A 15,348-nucleotide genomic window follows, 5' to 3' on the forward strand; every position below is an offset into this window, starting at 1 on the left:
CCAGCGCGCTCCCCCGCCCGCCTCCCCTAGGTTGACGGGATGGAAATCGTTGAGGTGGACGGGCGCGACGCCACGGTGTTCGAGCGGTTCTTCACGCTCCGGGACGCGGTCCGCCAGGAGGACGAGTTCCCGAGCAACCGGGGTATCGAAGAGGCTCGGGTGCTGATGGCCGACGAGCACTCCGACGTACGCGCCAACGGGCTGGGGCTGGTCGACGGCGACACCTGGCTCGGGATCGCCTGGCTCGACTGGTGGCTGCAGGAGAACACGCACGAGGTCACGCTGGAGCTGGCCGTCGCCGCGCAGTACCGGCGTACCGGGGTGGGCAGCCGGTTGCTCGACGCAGTGATCGAGCGGGCGAAGGCAGCCGGCCGGACCTTGGTCAGCAGCACCATGCACGCCGACGCGGAGACCGGTGAGAGCGCCGGTACTGCGTTCGCTGCCGCGCGCGGGTTCGAGCGCAAGCACGTCGAGCTGCACCAGGTGCTCGAGTTGCCGCTGTCGGAAGAGCGGCTGGCCGAGCTGGACCAGCCGGTCGACGGGTACCGGATCCTGCAGTGGCGCGACGAGCACCCGGATGAGTGGATCGAGCAGTTCGCCGACGCGCTGAGCGCGATGGCCGAGGACGTGCCTACCGGTGAAGCGAGCTCTGAGCCGGCTCGTTGGACCCCCGAGCGGGTGCGCGAGACCGATGCGCTGCGGATCAAGCAGGGCCGGTTCTGTCACACCACGGTCGCGATCGACGCCGACGGGCAGCTGGCGGCGTACACGGAGATGGGCGGCTCGACCACGAACCCCGATCGCCTCTTCCAGTGGGGCACCTTCGTCCGCCGGGAGCACCGCGGCCGGCGGCTCGGGCTCGCGGTGAAGGTCCCCAACTTCCGTTCCCTGCAGGCAGAGCTGGACCAGCCGGCCGTCCTGCACACCTGGAACGCGCCGACCAACACCCCGATGATCGCCGTCAACGAGCACCTCGGCTTCCGCCCGGTGGCGCAGCGCCAGGACTGGGAGCTGGAGCTCTAGCGGAACGTCCAGTCGGGATACCGCTCGGCCAGTACTGCGCGGTGATCCGACCAGTCGGCCGGGCGGCGGGCCGGGTCGAGCGGATCGGCGTACCCGCTGTGCAGGCGGTAGCCCCAGGTGAAGGCGGCGATCGGCTCGAGCACGCGGGTGCGGATCACGTCGGGCACGATCACCAAGAACGTGTCGGCGCGCCAGACACCGTCGGGATGGCCCGGGTTCGCGGGGGCGTCGAAGAACGGCGGCAGGAAGCCGTAGACGTACAGCGGGCTCGTGTCGGCGGTCAACGGCAGCGCGTCGACGGACACGTCGCCGTCGAACGACCGGGTGACCAGCTGGACCCAGCCCATGATCGCGTTCAGGCCCTGCCCGTGGTAGCGCACCGTCGCGGTGCAGATCGGGAAGTTGCGGAAGGCCTCGGCGTCGAAGTCCGGCGCGACGAGTTGGTGGCCCGACGCCCAGGGGTCGTCGTTGGCGAGCACGCGGATGTTCACGAGTCCGCGGTGACCCCGCAGCTCGAACGGCACGGACAGCTCTCTTCTCATCCACCCCTCCTGACGCCATTCTCCAACGTGGGCGAAGGAAACCACGAAACTGACTACCCGGGCCTGCGGGGTTGTGCACCGGTGGTGACGGGTGGACTCTGAGAAGGAGCAGCGTCTTGGGGGCAGCCTGTTCGGTGGGGAAGACGGTGGATGCCGTCTTCGGCTGGTGCGTGGGGTCTGGGGGACTGACACGTCCCGGTCCGGAATCTGTACGGGGCAAGGGTTCCGTCCTTCTTCGTCGCTCCCGCAGGTGCAAGGGGGAGACATGCCGAGGAAGGCGAACGGGAGAGCGGACAAGAACGAACGGGGCGCCGGGGATCAGATGCCCGGTGGAGCGATGCCGGCCGGCGCGTCGCCGTCGGCGAACGGGGTGCCGGGGATGCCGACGGGCGGTGGCGGCGCACCGGGGATGACCGGTGGTGGTGGCGCGACTGGGATGACGGGTGGCGGCGGGGCGGCCGGGATGACCGGTGGTGGCGCGGGCCGTGACGTGGAGCAGCCGTCGCGGCGTCAGTGCGGTGTGATGGACGTGCACCGGCGGCTGCTGTCGACGTCGGCGGAGTACGTCGCGGCGCGTTCCTACCTGGAGAACGCGACCACGCAGTACTTCGCGAACAACCAGCGGTTCAGCGGGGTCGCGCAGATCCAGGTGGTCGTGCACGTCGTCTGGAACACCGCCGCGCAGAACATCTCGCAGGCCCAGATCGACAGCCAGCTCGACGTCCTGAACCACGATTTCCGGGCTACCAACACCGACATCGGGTTCGTACCGGCGCCGTTCACCGGCCTGGTCGCCGACGCCCGGATCGAGTTCCGGCTGGCCACCACGGACCCGGACGGCAACCCGACCACGGGTGTCACCCGGACCCAGACGACGCGCGCGTCCTTCGGGACCGACGACGCGATCAAGTCGTCCGCGACCGGCGGCATCGACCCCTGGCCGGCCGACCGGTATCTGAACATCTGGGTAGGTCAGCTCGGTGGCGGCCTGCTCGGCTACGCGCAGTTCCCCGGCGGTCCGGCCGAGACCGACGGTGTCGTCATCCTGCACAGCGGCTTCGGCACGAACGGGACCGCCGCGGCGCCGTTCGACCTCGGCCGGACCACGACGCACGAGATCGGCCACTACCTGAACCTGTTCCACATCTGGGGCGACGACGGCAGTGGTTGCAGTGGCAGCGACGAGGTCGCCGACACCCCCAACGCGGGAGGACCGAACTTCGGCGTACCGACGTTCCCGAAGCTGTCCTGCAGCAACGGGCCGAACGGCGACCTGTTCGTCAACTACATGGACTACACCGACGACCGCGGCATGGTGATGTTCACCAACGACCAGGTGACCCGGATGGAGGCCTGCCTGGACACGGTCCGCACCGAGCTCAACCAGGGCTCAGGATCCGGTACCGCGCAGCCCACGCCGGCCGGCCCGATCGTCTCCTGGGACGAGAACCGGATCGACGCGTTCGTGCTCGGCACCGACCGGGCGACCTACCACAAGTGGTGGGACGGAGCCGCCTGGGGACCGTCCGTCAACGGCTACGAATACCTGGGTGGTGTGTGTATGAGTGCTCCTGAAGTCGCGTCCTGGGGGCCGAACCGGCTCGACGCGTTCGTCCTCGGCACCGACCGCGGGCTCTACCACAAGTGGTGGGACGGGACCGCCTGGGGACCGTCGGAGACCGGCTACGAAGCGCTCGGCGGCGTCTGCATCAGCCCGCCCCGGGTGGCCACCTGGGGCTCCGACCGGCTGGACGTCTTCGTGCTCGGCACCGACCGCGGGCTCTACCACAAGTGGTGGGACGGCTCGGCCTGGAACGGTTTCGAGTCCCTCGGCGGCATCTGCCTGAGCCCGCCCGAAGTAGTTGCCTGGGGCCCTGATCGGCTGGATGTCTTCGTCCTCGGCACCGACAACGCGGTCTACCACAAGTGGTGGGACGGTACGGCGTGGAACGGCTTCGAGTCCCTCGGCGGCGTCTGCGCCAGTCCCCCGACCGCCGTTGCCTGGGGCCCGAACCGGCTCGACCTGTTCGTGATCGGGACCGACTCCGCGCTCTACCACAAGTGGTACGACGGTACTGCGTGGTCGGCGGACTGGGAGAACCTCGGCGGGATCTGCGTCAGCGCGCCGACCGTGGTCTCGTGGGCCGCGAACCGGCTCGACGTGTTCGTGATCGGCACCGACTCCGGGCTGTACCACCAGTGGTGGGACGGCTCGGCCTGGTCCGGGTTCGAGGCTCTCGGCGGCATCTGTGTCGGCGAGCCCCGGGTGACGGCGTGGGGTCCTGATCGGCTGGACGTCTTCGTGGCCGGCACCGACGGAGCGATGTACCACAAGTGGTGGGACGGAGCCGCCTGGAACGGTTTCGAGTCGCTCGGCGGCGTGATCAGCGATTTCAAGCTGGACCAGCCGGCGCCGGACCAGATGCCGCTGACCACCACCGAGCAGGCGGTGCTGAACTGAACACCGCGCTGCTGACCGGCCGGTGGACGCACTCCTTCGAGGAGGACCACGACGGATTGACCGTCTACCGCCGCGACGACTTCGCCTTCCCGCCGGCCCGTGGCCGGCGGGGGGTGGAGTTCCGCGCCGACGGGGCCTTCACCGACTGGCTGATCGGGCGCGGCGACGCCCGCCAGGCCGGCGACCAGGGCAGTGCCGGCCGCTGGTCGGCGGCCGGCCAGATCAGTCGCAGTACCGGCTCCAGCGGGTCGATCGTCGCGGTGACGGCGGATCGGCTGGAGATCCTCTGGAAGGAGTGAGATGGCTGTTCGGTACTTGGTGGTGCCGACCGCGGACGCTGCGGACGGCGCCAAGTCGGCGCGGTTCGGCGACCGGACGATCATGTGGGGACCCGCCGACCAGAAGCTCGGGCGGGCGTCCCGGACCGCCGCCGGGCTGGTGCTGGTGACGCAGGTCGGGCGGAGCTTCCAGGGCGCCTTTCCCGACATCACTCCGCTGCTGGATCACGGCCGGCATCTGGTGATCTCGGCCGACGACAAACCCCGTCGGCGCTCCAACCACTGCTGGCGGGTCGAGACCCTGAAGGCCGGCACGACGGTCGTCGACGTCCCCAATCCCGTTGCCCTGCGCACCGACCCGGCGATCGCGGCGCTGCTCGGCGAGTTGGCGCCGGCGTCGTACCAGGCTGATCTGACCTGGTTGGCCAGCCTGCCGACCAGGCACTCGCTCAGCCCGTCGTTCACCACCGCGGTGGACTTCGCGGCCGCCCGAATGGTTGCCCTTGGCTACCAAGTGACCCGGATGCCGATCACGGTCGGCGCGTCGGGCCACTCGGAGAACCTGATCGGCGATCGGCCGGGCACCGGCACCGGTCCGCGCGGGCTGGTGGTGGTCACCGCGCACCTCGACTCGATCAACCTCTCCGGTGGCGTGGGGGCGAGCGCACCGGGCGCCGATGACAACGGGAGCGGGTCGGCCGGCGTACTGGAGCTCGGCCGGCTGATCGCAAGCCGGACGTGGCGGCACGACGTACGGCTGATTCTCTTCGGTGGCGAGGAGGAAGGGCTGTTCGGGAGCAAGCAGTACGTCGCCGCGCTGCCGGCCGCCGAGCGGTCGCGGATCCGCGCGGTGCTCAACATGGACATGATCGCGTCGAAGAACACGGCGGTTCCGACCGTGTTGCTGGAGGGCGCCGCGGTGTCGTCCGGGCAGATCGGCGACCTCGCCACCGCGGCCGCGACGTACACGGGACTGAAGGTCGAGACGTCGCTGAATCCGTTCGCCAGCGACCACGTCCCGTTCATCAACGCGGGGATGCCGGCCGTGCTCACGATCGAGGGGGCCGACAGCGCCAACGGGCACATCCATTCGGCCAACGACAAGCTCGAGTTCCTCGACTGGGCGTTCGCCGGCGAGATCCTGCGGATGAACGCGGCGGCGTTGGCCGGGTGGCTCGAGCTGATCAGCGCTCCCGCGGCACCTCGGCCTACTGGCTCGGTGGTCTCGTGGGGGCCTGGTCGGCTCGATGTCTTCGTGGTCGGCACCGATTCGGCACTGCATCACCTGTACTGGGACGGCGGCGCCTGGCACGACTTCGAGTCGCTGGGAGGTGTCCTAAGCTAACCGGGGTGACGGATCTCGAGTGGAGTGGTTGCCTCAACACCCGTGAACTGGGCGGATTCCCGACCCGGTACGGCGGGGTCACGCGGGCAGGCACGGTGATCCGGACCGACTCCCCCGATCAGCTTGATGCCGACGGGGTGGCCGCTCTGCGGGCGGCCGGGCCTGGCCTGGTGCTCGATCTGCGCTCCGACTGGGAGATGAAGCAGACACATCCGCTGGACGGCGACGCGGTCTATCGCCGGATTCCGTGGATCGACCCGATCCGGGAGCAGGAGCGGGTGCCCGACGACGAGCCGTTGATGGCGGACATCTATCGCGGCAGCCTCGATCGCAACCAGGGGCAGATCGTGCAGGCGTTGCGGGCGATCGCCTCGGCTCCCGCGGAGGCGCCGGTCGTGGTGCACTGCAAGTCGGGCAAGGACCGGACCGGGTTACTGGTCGCGCTGCTGCTCGACCTGGTCGGTGTGCCGCGGGAGGAGATCGCGGCGGACTATGCGATCAGCGAGCAACGACTCGGGCTGGTCGCGCGGCTGGCTGAGCTGTCGGCCGACGAACGCGCTGCCAACGAGATGCTCTGGCGGACGCTGCCAGAGACGATTCTGGACTCGCTGGAGCATGTCGATACGCAGTACGGCGGGGTGCGGGCCTATCTGGCCACTTGCGGGCTGACCGCGGCCGAGATCAGCCAGCTCGCCGCGCGGCTGGTCTGAACGCGGCGTTTGAACCCTGCGTTTGAGCGGCGGCAGGACGTACACCCGACGCGCGGTGGCCTGCCCGAAGGGGCCACCCGTCGGTTACCTTGAACCACAGTGGGACCGCTGGGGGGCGGCGCGGGCTGGGGAGAGGATCCTGCAATGATCGTTGTGTTGCTGGCCGCAGCCGGGTTCAGCATCACCGGGCTGCTGACGGACAACCGGACGATGCTGAACGTCGGTCTGGTGATCTGGGCCGTCGCGATGGTCGGGTCGGCGATCGGGTGGCTGCGGCGCCGGCGCACGTTCAAGTCGGTCGAGGAGGCGCAGGCGGCCGCCGACGCGGGTGATCCGCGGGCGATCCGGGCGCTGGCGATACTGGCCAAGCTCGACGGCGACACCGAGCGGGCCGAACGGCTGCTGCTCACTGCAATCGATGCCGGAGACGTCGAGTCGATGTGGGAGATGGGCCGGCTGGTCGAGGACCGGGACGGGATCGAGGCCGGTGAGCCGTGGTTCCGGATGGCCGCCGAGAACGGTCATTTCGGCGCCAAGCGTGGCTTCCGGCGGGGTGGCGCCTTCAATCTGGACGGCACCAACCCGCTCTGAGCTGCCGGCTCGCGGTGATTGCCTGCTGGTTCGGCTGCTAGGCGATCGAGAGCGGGAGCAGCTTCTTGCCGGTGGGGCCGATCTGGATCTCGGTGTTCATCTGCGGGCAGACGCCGCAGTCGAAGCACGGGGTCCAGCGGCAGTCCTCGACCTCGAGACCGCCGTCCTCCTCGAGCGAGTCCTGCCAGTCCTCCCACAGCCAGTCGCGGTCCAGCCCGGAGTCCAGGTGGTCCCAGGGCAGCACCTCGGCGTACTCGCGCTCGCGGGTCGTGTACCAGGCGAGGTCGACCGGCTCGTCGGCCAGCGCCTTCTCGGTGGCGGCGATCCAGCGGTCGTAGGAGAAGTGCTCGCTCCAGCCGTCGAACCGGCCGCCGTCGCGCCAGACCTGCTCGATGATCCTGCCGACCCGGCGGTCGCCGCGGGACAGCAGGCCCTCGATGATGCCCGGCTTGCCGTCGTGGTACCGGAAGCCGATCGCCTTGGCGTACTTCTTGTCCGCGCGGATCGCCTGGTTCAGCTTCGCCAGCCGGGCGTCGGTCTCCTCGACGCCGAGCTGCGAGGCCCACTGGAACGGCGTGTGCGGCTTCGGCACGAACCCGCCGATCGAGACCGTGCAGCGGATGTCGTTGCGGCCGGACACCTCGCGGCCGGTCTGGATCACCCGCTTGGCCAGGTCGGCGATCGCCAGCACGTCCTCGTCGGTCTCGGTCGGCAACCCGCACATGAAGTACAGCTTCACCTGCCGCCAGCCGTGGCTGTACGCCGCGCCGACGGTGCGGATCAGGTCGTCCTCGCTGACCATCTTGTTGATCACCTTGCGCATCCGGTCCGAGCCGCCCTCGGGGGCGAACGTCAGACCGCTGCGCCGGCCGTTACGGGAGAACTCGTTGGCCAGCGTGATGTTGAACGCGTCGACCCTTGTCGAGGGCAACGAGAGCGAGACGTTGCTGCCCTCGTACCGGTCGCCCAGGCCCTTGGCCACCTCGGCGATCTCGCTGTGGTCGGCCGACGACAGGCTGAGCAGCCCGACCTCCTCGAAACCGGTCTTGTTCAGCCCGTTCTCGATCATGTCGCCGATGGTGGTGATGCTGCGCTCGCGGACCGGGCGGGTGATCATCCCGGCCTGGCAGAACCGGCAGCCGCGGGTGCAACCGCGGAAGATCTCCACCGAGAACCGCTCGTGCACGGTCTCGGCCAGCGGGACCAGCGGCTTCTTCGGGTACGGCCAGGCGTCCAGGTCCATCACGGTGTGCTTGGCGGTCCGCCACGGCACACCCGGCTTGTTCGGCGCGATCCGCTTGATCCGGCCGTCTTCGAGGTAGTCGACGGTGAAGAACTTCGGGATGTAGACGCCGCCGGTGGCGGCGAGCCGGAGCAGTACCTCGTCGCGGCCGCCCGGGCTGCCCTCGTCCTTCCACTCCCGGATCACCTCGGAGATCGCCAGCACGATCTCCTCACCGTCGCCGAGCACCGCCGCGTCGATGAAGTCCGCGACCGGCTCGGGGTTGAACGCGGCGTGCCCGCCGGCCAGCACGATCGGGTCCTCGTCGGTGCGATCGACGGCGTACAGCGGGATCCCGGCTAGGTCGAGCGCGGTCAGCATGTTGGTGTAGCCGAGCTCGGTCGAGAACGACAGCCCGAAGACGTCGAACGCCCGGACCGGCCGGTGGCTGTCCAGCGTGAACTGCGGAATCTGGTGGTCCCGCATCACCTGCTCCATGTCGGGCCAGACGGAGTACGTGCGCTCGGCGAGGGTGTGCTCGCGCTCGTTCAGCACCTCGTACAGGATCTGGACCCCTTGGTTCGGCAGGCCGACCTCGTACGCGTCCGGGTACATCAGCGCCCAGCGCACGCTCACCGAGTCCCAGTCCTTGCTGACCGAGTTGAGCTCACCGCCCACATACTGGATCGGCTTCTGCACAGTCGGCAGCAGCGCTTCCAGCCGCGGGAACAACGATTCAACAGTCATCACAGGTCTTCCAGTCCGAGGTCAGAGCCGCCCACCAGCCTAACGCCGGTGCCCGCGTAGCCCCGCATCGGCGGCTGATCGGGCCGAGTAGCTCCGGGTGTTCCGCAGCCGGTTGGCTAGCTTTGCTTGCACCGTGAGGACGGTGTTCGTCGTGCTTTCCCTCCGGAGTGTCAGCGCGGCGTACTGTCCGCGCGAGAGTCAGCGGAGGGTTGTGGCGGCGAGGATCTCGGGGGTGAGGGCGGCTGCGACGCCTTCGCCCTGGACCACGGCGTGGAGTTCGGGGTCGGCGAAGAGTGGGCGGAGGTCGGCGGGGATGCTGCTCGGCAGCTCGGTGGGGGTGCTTGCTGGGGCGGCTGGGGTGCTCCGTGGGCTGCTGGGGGTGCTTGCTGAGGCGGCGGGGACGGCGTATTTGAGGTGTTCGGGGTAGCGGGCCAGGTGGCCGGCGAGTTTGGGCCAGCGGAGGGTGAGGATGGTCCAGAGCGCAGTCTCCTGCTCGCGGACGTGGTTGTCCTCGAGGTTCACGCCCTGCAGCGTCTCGATCCCGCGGGCGATGCCGTACGCGTTGACGAGGCGCTTCATCGCTCGCGGGTTCGGGTCGCGGCCGAGCAGCGCACGGAACGGTTCGAGGGTGTGCGTGTTCTGGCGCTGGGCTCGCTCGCTGACCATCTCGACGGCGAGCGTCTCCAGCCGCGCCTGCTCGTCGGCTGGCGTCCGGCCGGGGTTGGCGCGCACCTCCGCGCGGGCTTCCCGGCTCTGCTTCCCACCGAGCTCGCGGCGCGCGGTCGTACGCGCCTCGGCCAGCTCCTGCTCGTCCGGCACACTCGGCGACCGGAGGATCCGCCCCCAGAACGTGTCGAGCCGCTTGCCCGCCTGGGGCAGCCCGGTGGAGATCTGAAAGGTCTTCTCCAGGAACAGATAGCCGATGGGCCTACCAACCTCGCCGGCCCCGCTGACAAATCCGGAGTACTCCGCCGCGTAGCTGTCCGCGAGCCAGTCTCGATCGGCGGCGATCACATAGGTCACCGGTACGTCGCGGAAAAGCGTCTGGATACCCTCCAGCAACTCCACGACGTACGGGCCCTTGCACCGGTCCAGGTCGTCGATCATCACCACCACGTCGTGATGGATCCAGTCGGTCAGGTCAGCCAGGTGCTCTTGCACGAGCCGCATCGGGTCGCTGGTGTTCGCCAGGAACCGCCGTGCGCCCCGCGCCGAGGTGGTGAACACCCAGCGGCCCATCGCATGCAGGAGTCCCCAGATGGTCAGCGCCGGGGTGATGATGGCGGCCGCGGTGACCAGTACGCCCTTGAGCGAGTCAGGCGACAGCAGGTCCTCGTTGCCGGCGGCACCGAACCACCCAGCTCGCCAGGCGGCCGTGACGGCTGCGGCAACTAGTAGCAGCGCCAGATAGCCGGGCCAGCCGCCCTTCGACCGCCATAGCCACTCGCGGAGCCGCAGCAGGAGTCCGCGTCGCCTGTCGAACGTGTCGAGGTCGCGGACTGCGCCGGAGTACAGGGCGGTCATCAGCCACCACCACGGCGGCTCGATCCGCTGGTGCCGCCAGGCGTTGAACTCGACCACGACGGATCGCTTGTCCTTGGTCGTCTCGTCCGGCTTGCGCAGCTCGGCGGCGAGGAAGTTGAGCACGGAGGTCTTGCCGGCGCCCCACGGCGCATGCAGGTGGACGATGAAGGAACCGCCCCGCCGGCTCCGCAGGTCTCTCGCCCGCTCGCTGTTGCGCTGCTCTTCCTTGCGCGCATCTCGGATGCGGCGGGCGAGTACGCGGGCGAATCCCTGGCGGCCGAGCTCGTCGACGGACGCGGGACCGTCGGTGTGCGTGGGCACGAGCTCCTCGCGCCGACGTCTGGTGGTGGTCTGAGGCGACGCTGGCTGGACGCTCTGCGCGGTGGCCGCCGCGCTGTCTGGTGCAGTGGCGGATGGGGCACCGAGGCTGATGCTGCCGGACGCAGACTGGCTGGCCGACGGATGGCTCTCGGACGCTGCCTGGGCCTCCGATGCCTCAGGCTCTGGTCCCTCGCTGGCCGTGGGTGCAGCGAAGTCGAGCATCCGCTGGTAGAGATCGGGCTCGACGATGTGTACCCGAAGTGATGAGCCGCGATGCTCGCCGTACCCAGTGACTATCGCCTCCAGCGACTCAGCCGCAGACAGCCCTCCGCTCCCCGCGCCGAGTAAAGGAAACGCGACAGATCCGCCCGCCTTCTCCACCACAGCGGCCACGTTGTGCGCAGCCGCTTGCACAGCCTCCACCACCGGCTCGGGATAGGTCAGACCCGCTGCGAGCAGCACCTGCTGACCGCTGCCATCGAGTCGGCCCGCGAGTTTGACCTCACCGGCTTTGAGCGGTCCCGTCGGCGGTGAGCCGCCGAGCCGGGTGAGCCGGTCGCTGAACTCGGGAGCCATGCTCCCGCTGGTACTGACAGGCACCACCAGGAAGTCCGCGTCGCTCTCGAAGATGTCCCCGAGAACGAGCTCGACCTCATGCCCCTGCACCTCTGCCCGAACCTGCTGCTGCGAAGCCATCCGCACCTCCCCGGTTGAAGGTTAGTGGGCGGACAGCAGCTACGGACAGTGGTCAGGTGAGGTGGGTGAGGAGGAGTTTGTTGATCTGCTCGGGGTGCGAATACGTGACCAGGTGAGCGGCGTCTTCGAGGATTTCCAGGTGGGCGCCGGGGATCTGGGCGGCGAGTGGGATGACGGTTTCGGGTGGGACCGAGGCGTCCGACTCTGTGATGACTAGCAGGACGGGAGCGGTGATGTCGGCGAGGGCCGGGCGGAGATCCATTGCGCCCAAGGCTTCGCAGCACGCGGCGTACCCCTCGGGGGACGTGGTGAGGAGCTGCTGCCGAATGATCTCCACCTCAGTGGGATGCGCAGCGGCGTACTCCGGGAGGAACCACCGGGTGAGAGTGGGTTCCACGATCGCCTTGGTGCCTTCGGCGCGGACCTGGGCGGCGCGGTCGGTCCACATCTGGGCGCCGGCGGCCGGGTACGCCGGTGGGCAGAGGAGCGCGAAGCGGTGGAAGCGGTCGGGGGCGTTCTCGGCCAGCCAGAGGCCGACCGCGCCGCCGATCGAGATGCCGACGTACGACGCCCGCTCGATCAGCAGTTCGTTCAGCAGTTCGATCACGTCGCCGCCGAGGTCCTCGATCGCGTACGGGCCGTCGGGGGCGTCGGAATCGCCGTGGCCGCGGTGGTCGAACGCGATCACCCGGAACCGCTCCGACAGCGCGTCGAGTTGCGGCGCCCACATCGCGTGCGTCGTACCGAGGGACGAGCCGAGCAGCACGACGGGCGCGTCTTCGGGGCCGGTCGCTTGGTAGTTGAGTCGCATGGGACCCACCTTACGAACGCTGCTAGCTTTCCCGCATGGTCAACGGTGTCTCTCCTGGTGTTCCCGCTGGTGTTCCCGGTCGCGAAAGCGTTGTCGAGCTGGCCGAAGTGGTGCGGAGCGGGTTCGTGGAGAGCCGGCACTTCGGGCTGGCGGTGGCGATCGATCCGGATGGCAAACAGGTGTTCGCGGCGGGTGACGTCGACGCCGTAGTACTGCCTCGGTCGACGGCCAAGCCGCTGCAGGCGGTCGGGTGCATCGTGGCGGGCGCAGAGCTCGATGGCGAGGAAACGGCGATCGGAGCCGGGAGTCACACGGGTGAGGATCGGCATGTGGCGCTGGTCGACCGGCTGCTCGCCTCGGCGGGGCTGGGTCGCGATGCGTTGCGTTGCCCGCCGGACCGGCCGGAGGACGAGCCGACCCGCTTCCGATTGATTGCCGAGGGCATCGAACCGTCGCGGGTGCGGATGAACTGCTCCGGCAAGCACGCGGCGATGCTCAAGGCCGCTGTGGTCCTGGGCGACGATCCGGCGCGGTACCTCGATCCTGAGTCGCCGGTGCAGCGGATCGTTACGGCGGAGATCGAGCGGCTGACCTCGTCGTCGACCGGAATCGTCACTGTTGATGGTTGCGGCACTCCCCTGCTCGGGATGCCGCTGTCTGGCTTGGCTCTCGCCTTCAGCCGGCTCGCCACCGCCCCAGCCGGTACTGCGGAAGGCCGGATCGCCGCCGCGATGCGCGCATACCCGGAACTCGTTGGTGGCAAGGGTCATCAGAACAGCGAAGTGATGCGGCTGCTCCCCGGCGTGGTCGCCAAGGGCGGTGCGGAAGGTGTGATCGCGATGGCGACACCGGACGGGCACGCGGTCGCGATCAAGGTCATCGACGGCAACCCGCGGGCGACCACCGCACTCGCTCTCACCCTCCTGCAGAAGTGCGGTCTGGACGTCTCCCCTGCCGCCGAGCTGATCAGCTTGCCGATCCTCGGCGGCGGCCACCCAGTCGGCGAGATCCACTCGCTGATCTAGTAGGACCTGAAGTCAGCCGCCGGTTTTGAGCAAGATGGTGCGGGCCTTCTCGACGGCTGCTTCGGTGGCCCCGTCGAGTTCGCCTTCCTGGCCGGCCAGGATGCCGACCGACAGGATGACGTCGCCGATGCCGGTGATGGCGGCGACGTACTCGAGGCCTTGTTTCGGACCGCTGACGCCGACCAGCTTGAAGGCGAAGGGTGAGTCGCCGAACGCGGGGGCGGTGATCTCGGCGACCTCCATCTGGGTCGAGCCCGCGCCCTCGACCCGCATCGTCACCTTCTTGCAGGCGGTGACGGCTTCCCGGTACGACGTCTGCAGGTCACCGACCGCCGCCGAGGTGCGCAGCGAGTCGAGCGAGAAGTCGATGTACGGGCCTTCCTGGCCGCCGGCGAACGAACGGTGCGCGTTTGCCTTCGATTCGGGCGCCTCGTCGGCGTTCAGGTACTTCACAAGCGTTTTGCACTTGCTGGTCGGCGAGGAGAACGGCGTGCCGCCCTCGCCGGCCGGGTCGTCCTCGTCCTCGGCGAAACCAGTCGGCAGGTCTTTCAGCTCGAGCAACGCCTTCACCAGTTCGGCTTTCGTGCGTTTGACTGGACCGGTCTCGGTGGGCTGGTCGGTCGGCGTACTGTCCGTGGAGGGAGCGGTCACCGAGGGTGCCGGTGACGGGTCGGAGGCCCCACTGGGGTTGTCCCCACCGCAGGCGGTGAGCGTCAACGTGAGAGCGGCGGCAACGACGAGCGGGAACGGCGACGCGAGCTTCATGAACCCATCCAGAACCTTCGAGGGCGCAGGGAAGCTGAAGCGTACCTGACTGACGTGTGCCGGAATCCCCGCGCTAAACCTGGTGGGATCGCAGGTGGATGTTCTGCAGCAGCCCGACCGCCAGCAGCCCCGCGAACATCGACGATCCGCCGTAGGAGACGAACGGCAGCGGCAGCCCGGTGACCGGCATGATGCCCAGCGTCATACCGATGTTCTCGAAGGCCTGGAAGGCGAACCAGCACACCACCCCGGTCGCGATCAGCCGGCCGAACGCGTCCCGCGCGTTGACCGCGATCCGCAGTCCACGCCACAGGATCAGCACGAACAAACAGATGATTGCGCCGGCCCCGATCAGGCCGAGCTCCTCGCCGGCGACGGTAAAGACGAAGTCGGTGTGCTGCTCGGGCACGAACGCGTTCTGGGTCTGCGAGCCGTGGAACAGCCCCTGGCCGAAGATGCCGCCGTTGCCGATCGCGATCCGGGCCTGGTTCACGTTGTAGCCGATGCCCTGCGGGTCCTGGGACGGATCCGCGAACGCGGTGAACCGGGCCAGCTGGTACTTCTTCAGCACGTTGAGCTGGACCGCCAGCACCGCGATCACGGTGGCGGCCGTCACGATGCCGATCATCCAGCGCTTCGGCACCCCGGAGACCGCGACGATGCCGAACACGATCGAGCCGAGCACCATCACGGTGCCGAGGTCGGGTTGCAGCATCACCAGGCAGACCGGGATCGCGGCCACCGCGATCGCCTGGGCGATGTCGATCGTGCGCGCCTCGCGGTGGTTGGTCTCGCCCTTCTCCGCGATCAGCAGCGCCATCCCGACGATCACCGCGAGCTTGGCGAACTCGCTGGGTTGCACGGACATCCAGGGCAGCTGGATCCAGGACCGGGATCCGTTGATCGATGCGCCGACACCGGGGACCAGGACGAGGATCAGCCCGACCACGGACGCGGCGTACAGGACCGGGGCGAGGATGCGGACGCGGCGGTGGTCGGTGACGGCAGCGAGCACCGCGAGGACCAGGCCGATGGCGAAGTTGAGCGCGTGCCGGACCAGGAAGGCGTGCTCGTTGCCGCCGGTGAGTGAGGTGCGCTCGTAGGTCGCGGACCAGATCAGCAGCGCGCCGATGGCCGACAAGGCCAGCACGCCGATCACCAGCACCCAGTCGACCTGCCACAGGGTGGACCGCCGATCGGCCCGCGCTCCAGACGGCCGCAGCGGCGTCAACAGGCTCATCGTCCGACCTGCTCACCGGATGTCGGGGGCGATGTCGGGGGCAGCGA

General features: G+C 69.0%; 13 protein-coding genes. 7 read left to right on the forward strand and 6 right to left on the reverse strand.

The window, feature by feature from the left end; translation table 11 throughout:
• Positions 1 to 39: 39 nt before the first annotated feature.
• Entirely contained in the window at positions 40 to 1,023 is a 984-nt protein-coding gene (locus AB0P21_RS09100; RefSeq protein ID WP_363695066.1) for a GNAT family N-acetyltransferase, read from the forward strand.
• Here AB0P21_RS09100 and AB0P21_RS09105 read toward each other — a convergent pair.
• On the reverse strand, positions 1,020 to 1,565 hold the full coding sequence (locus AB0P21_RS09105) for a hypothetical protein (protein WP_363695068.1): 546 nt from the start codon (positions 1,563 to 1,565) through the stop codon (positions 1,020 to 1,022). The genes AB0P21_RS09100 and AB0P21_RS09105 overlap by 4 nt on opposite strands.
• 265 nt (positions 1,566 to 1,830) lie before the next feature.
• Here AB0P21_RS09105 and AB0P21_RS09110 point away from each other — a divergent pair, with 265 nt between their 5' ends.
• From AB0P21_RS09110 to AB0P21_RS09130, 5 genes are all read left to right on the forward strand, one after another.
• A complete protein-coding gene (locus AB0P21_RS09110; RefSeq protein WP_363695069.1) occupies positions 1,831 to 4,026 on the forward strand; it encodes a M43 family zinc metalloprotease in 2,196 nt (731 codons plus the stop codon).
• Positions 4,027 to 4,082: 56 nt separating this feature from the next.
• Entirely contained in the window at positions 4,083 to 4,325 is a 243-nt protein-coding gene (locus AB0P21_RS09115) for a hypothetical protein (protein ID WP_363695071.1), read from the forward strand.
• A 1-nt stretch (position 4,326) separates the two neighbouring features.
• Positions 4,327 to 5,649, forward strand: coding sequence for a M20/M25/M40 family metallo-hydrolase (locus tag AB0P21_RS09120; RefSeq protein ID WP_363695072.1), 1,323 nt, complete (start codon positions 4,327 to 4,329; stop codon positions 5,647 to 5,649).
• Between the two features lie 5 nt (positions 5,650 to 5,654).
• Positions 5,655 to 6,359 (forward strand): tyrosine-protein phosphatase, encoded by a 705-nt coding sequence (locus tag AB0P21_RS09125; RefSeq protein WP_363695073.1) that lies wholly within the window; start codon positions 5,655 to 5,657, stop codon positions 6,357 to 6,359.
• A gap of 144 nt (positions 6,360 to 6,503) precedes the next feature.
• The gene (locus AB0P21_RS09130; protein ID WP_363695075.1) at positions 6,504 to 6,950 is read left to right on the forward strand and encodes a hypothetical protein; all 447 of its coding nucleotides are present in this window, start codon (positions 6,504 to 6,506) and stop codon (positions 6,948 to 6,950) included.
• Positions 6,951 to 6,987: 37 nt separating this feature from the next.
• On the opposite strand, the gene AB0P21_RS09135 is transcribed toward AB0P21_RS09130, so the two are convergent.
• From AB0P21_RS09135 to pcaD, 3 genes are all read right to left on the reverse strand, one after another.
• Entirely contained in the window at positions 6,988 to 8,919 is a 1,932-nt protein-coding gene (locus tag AB0P21_RS09135) for a TIGR03960 family B12-binding radical SAM protein (protein WP_363695076.1), read from the reverse strand.
• A 198-nt stretch (positions 8,920 to 9,117) separates the two neighbouring features.
• Entirely contained in the window at positions 9,118 to 11,460 is a 2,343-nt protein-coding gene (locus AB0P21_RS09140) for a P-loop NTPase fold protein (RefSeq protein ID WP_363695077.1), read from the reverse strand.
• A gap of 52 nt (positions 11,461 to 11,512) precedes the next feature.
• Positions 11,513 to 12,271 (reverse strand): 3-oxoadipate enol-lactonase, encoded by a 759-nt coding sequence (pcaD, locus tag AB0P21_RS09145; RefSeq protein ID WP_363695078.1) that lies wholly within the window; start codon positions 12,269 to 12,271, stop codon positions 11,513 to 11,515.
• A gap of 35 nt (positions 12,272 to 12,306) precedes the next feature.
• Here pcaD and AB0P21_RS09150 point away from each other — a divergent pair, with 35 nt between their 5' ends.
• On the forward strand, positions 12,307 to 13,296 hold the full coding sequence (locus tag AB0P21_RS09150; protein WP_363695079.1) for an asparaginase: 990 nt from the start codon (positions 12,307 to 12,309) through the stop codon (positions 13,294 to 13,296).
• 12 nt (positions 13,297 to 13,308) lie between these two features.
• On the opposite strand, the gene AB0P21_RS09155 is transcribed toward AB0P21_RS09150, so the two are convergent.
• Entirely contained in the window at positions 13,309 to 14,061 is a 753-nt protein-coding gene (locus tag AB0P21_RS09155) for a hypothetical protein (protein ID WP_363695080.1), read from the reverse strand.
• A gap of 73 nt (positions 14,062 to 14,134) precedes the next feature.
• Complete coding sequence (gene rodA / locus AB0P21_RS09160) at positions 14,135 to 15,301, reverse strand: rod shape-determining protein RodA (RefSeq protein ID WP_363695082.1); 1,167 nt, start codon at positions 15,299 to 15,301, stop codon at positions 14,135 to 14,137.
• Positions 15,302 to 15,348 lie beyond the last annotated feature (47 nt).

This window comes from Kribbella sp. NPDC056861 (assembly GCF_040687575.1).
Taxonomy (GTDB): Bacteria; Actinomycetota; Actinomycetes; order Propionibacteriales; family Kribbellaceae; genus Kribbella.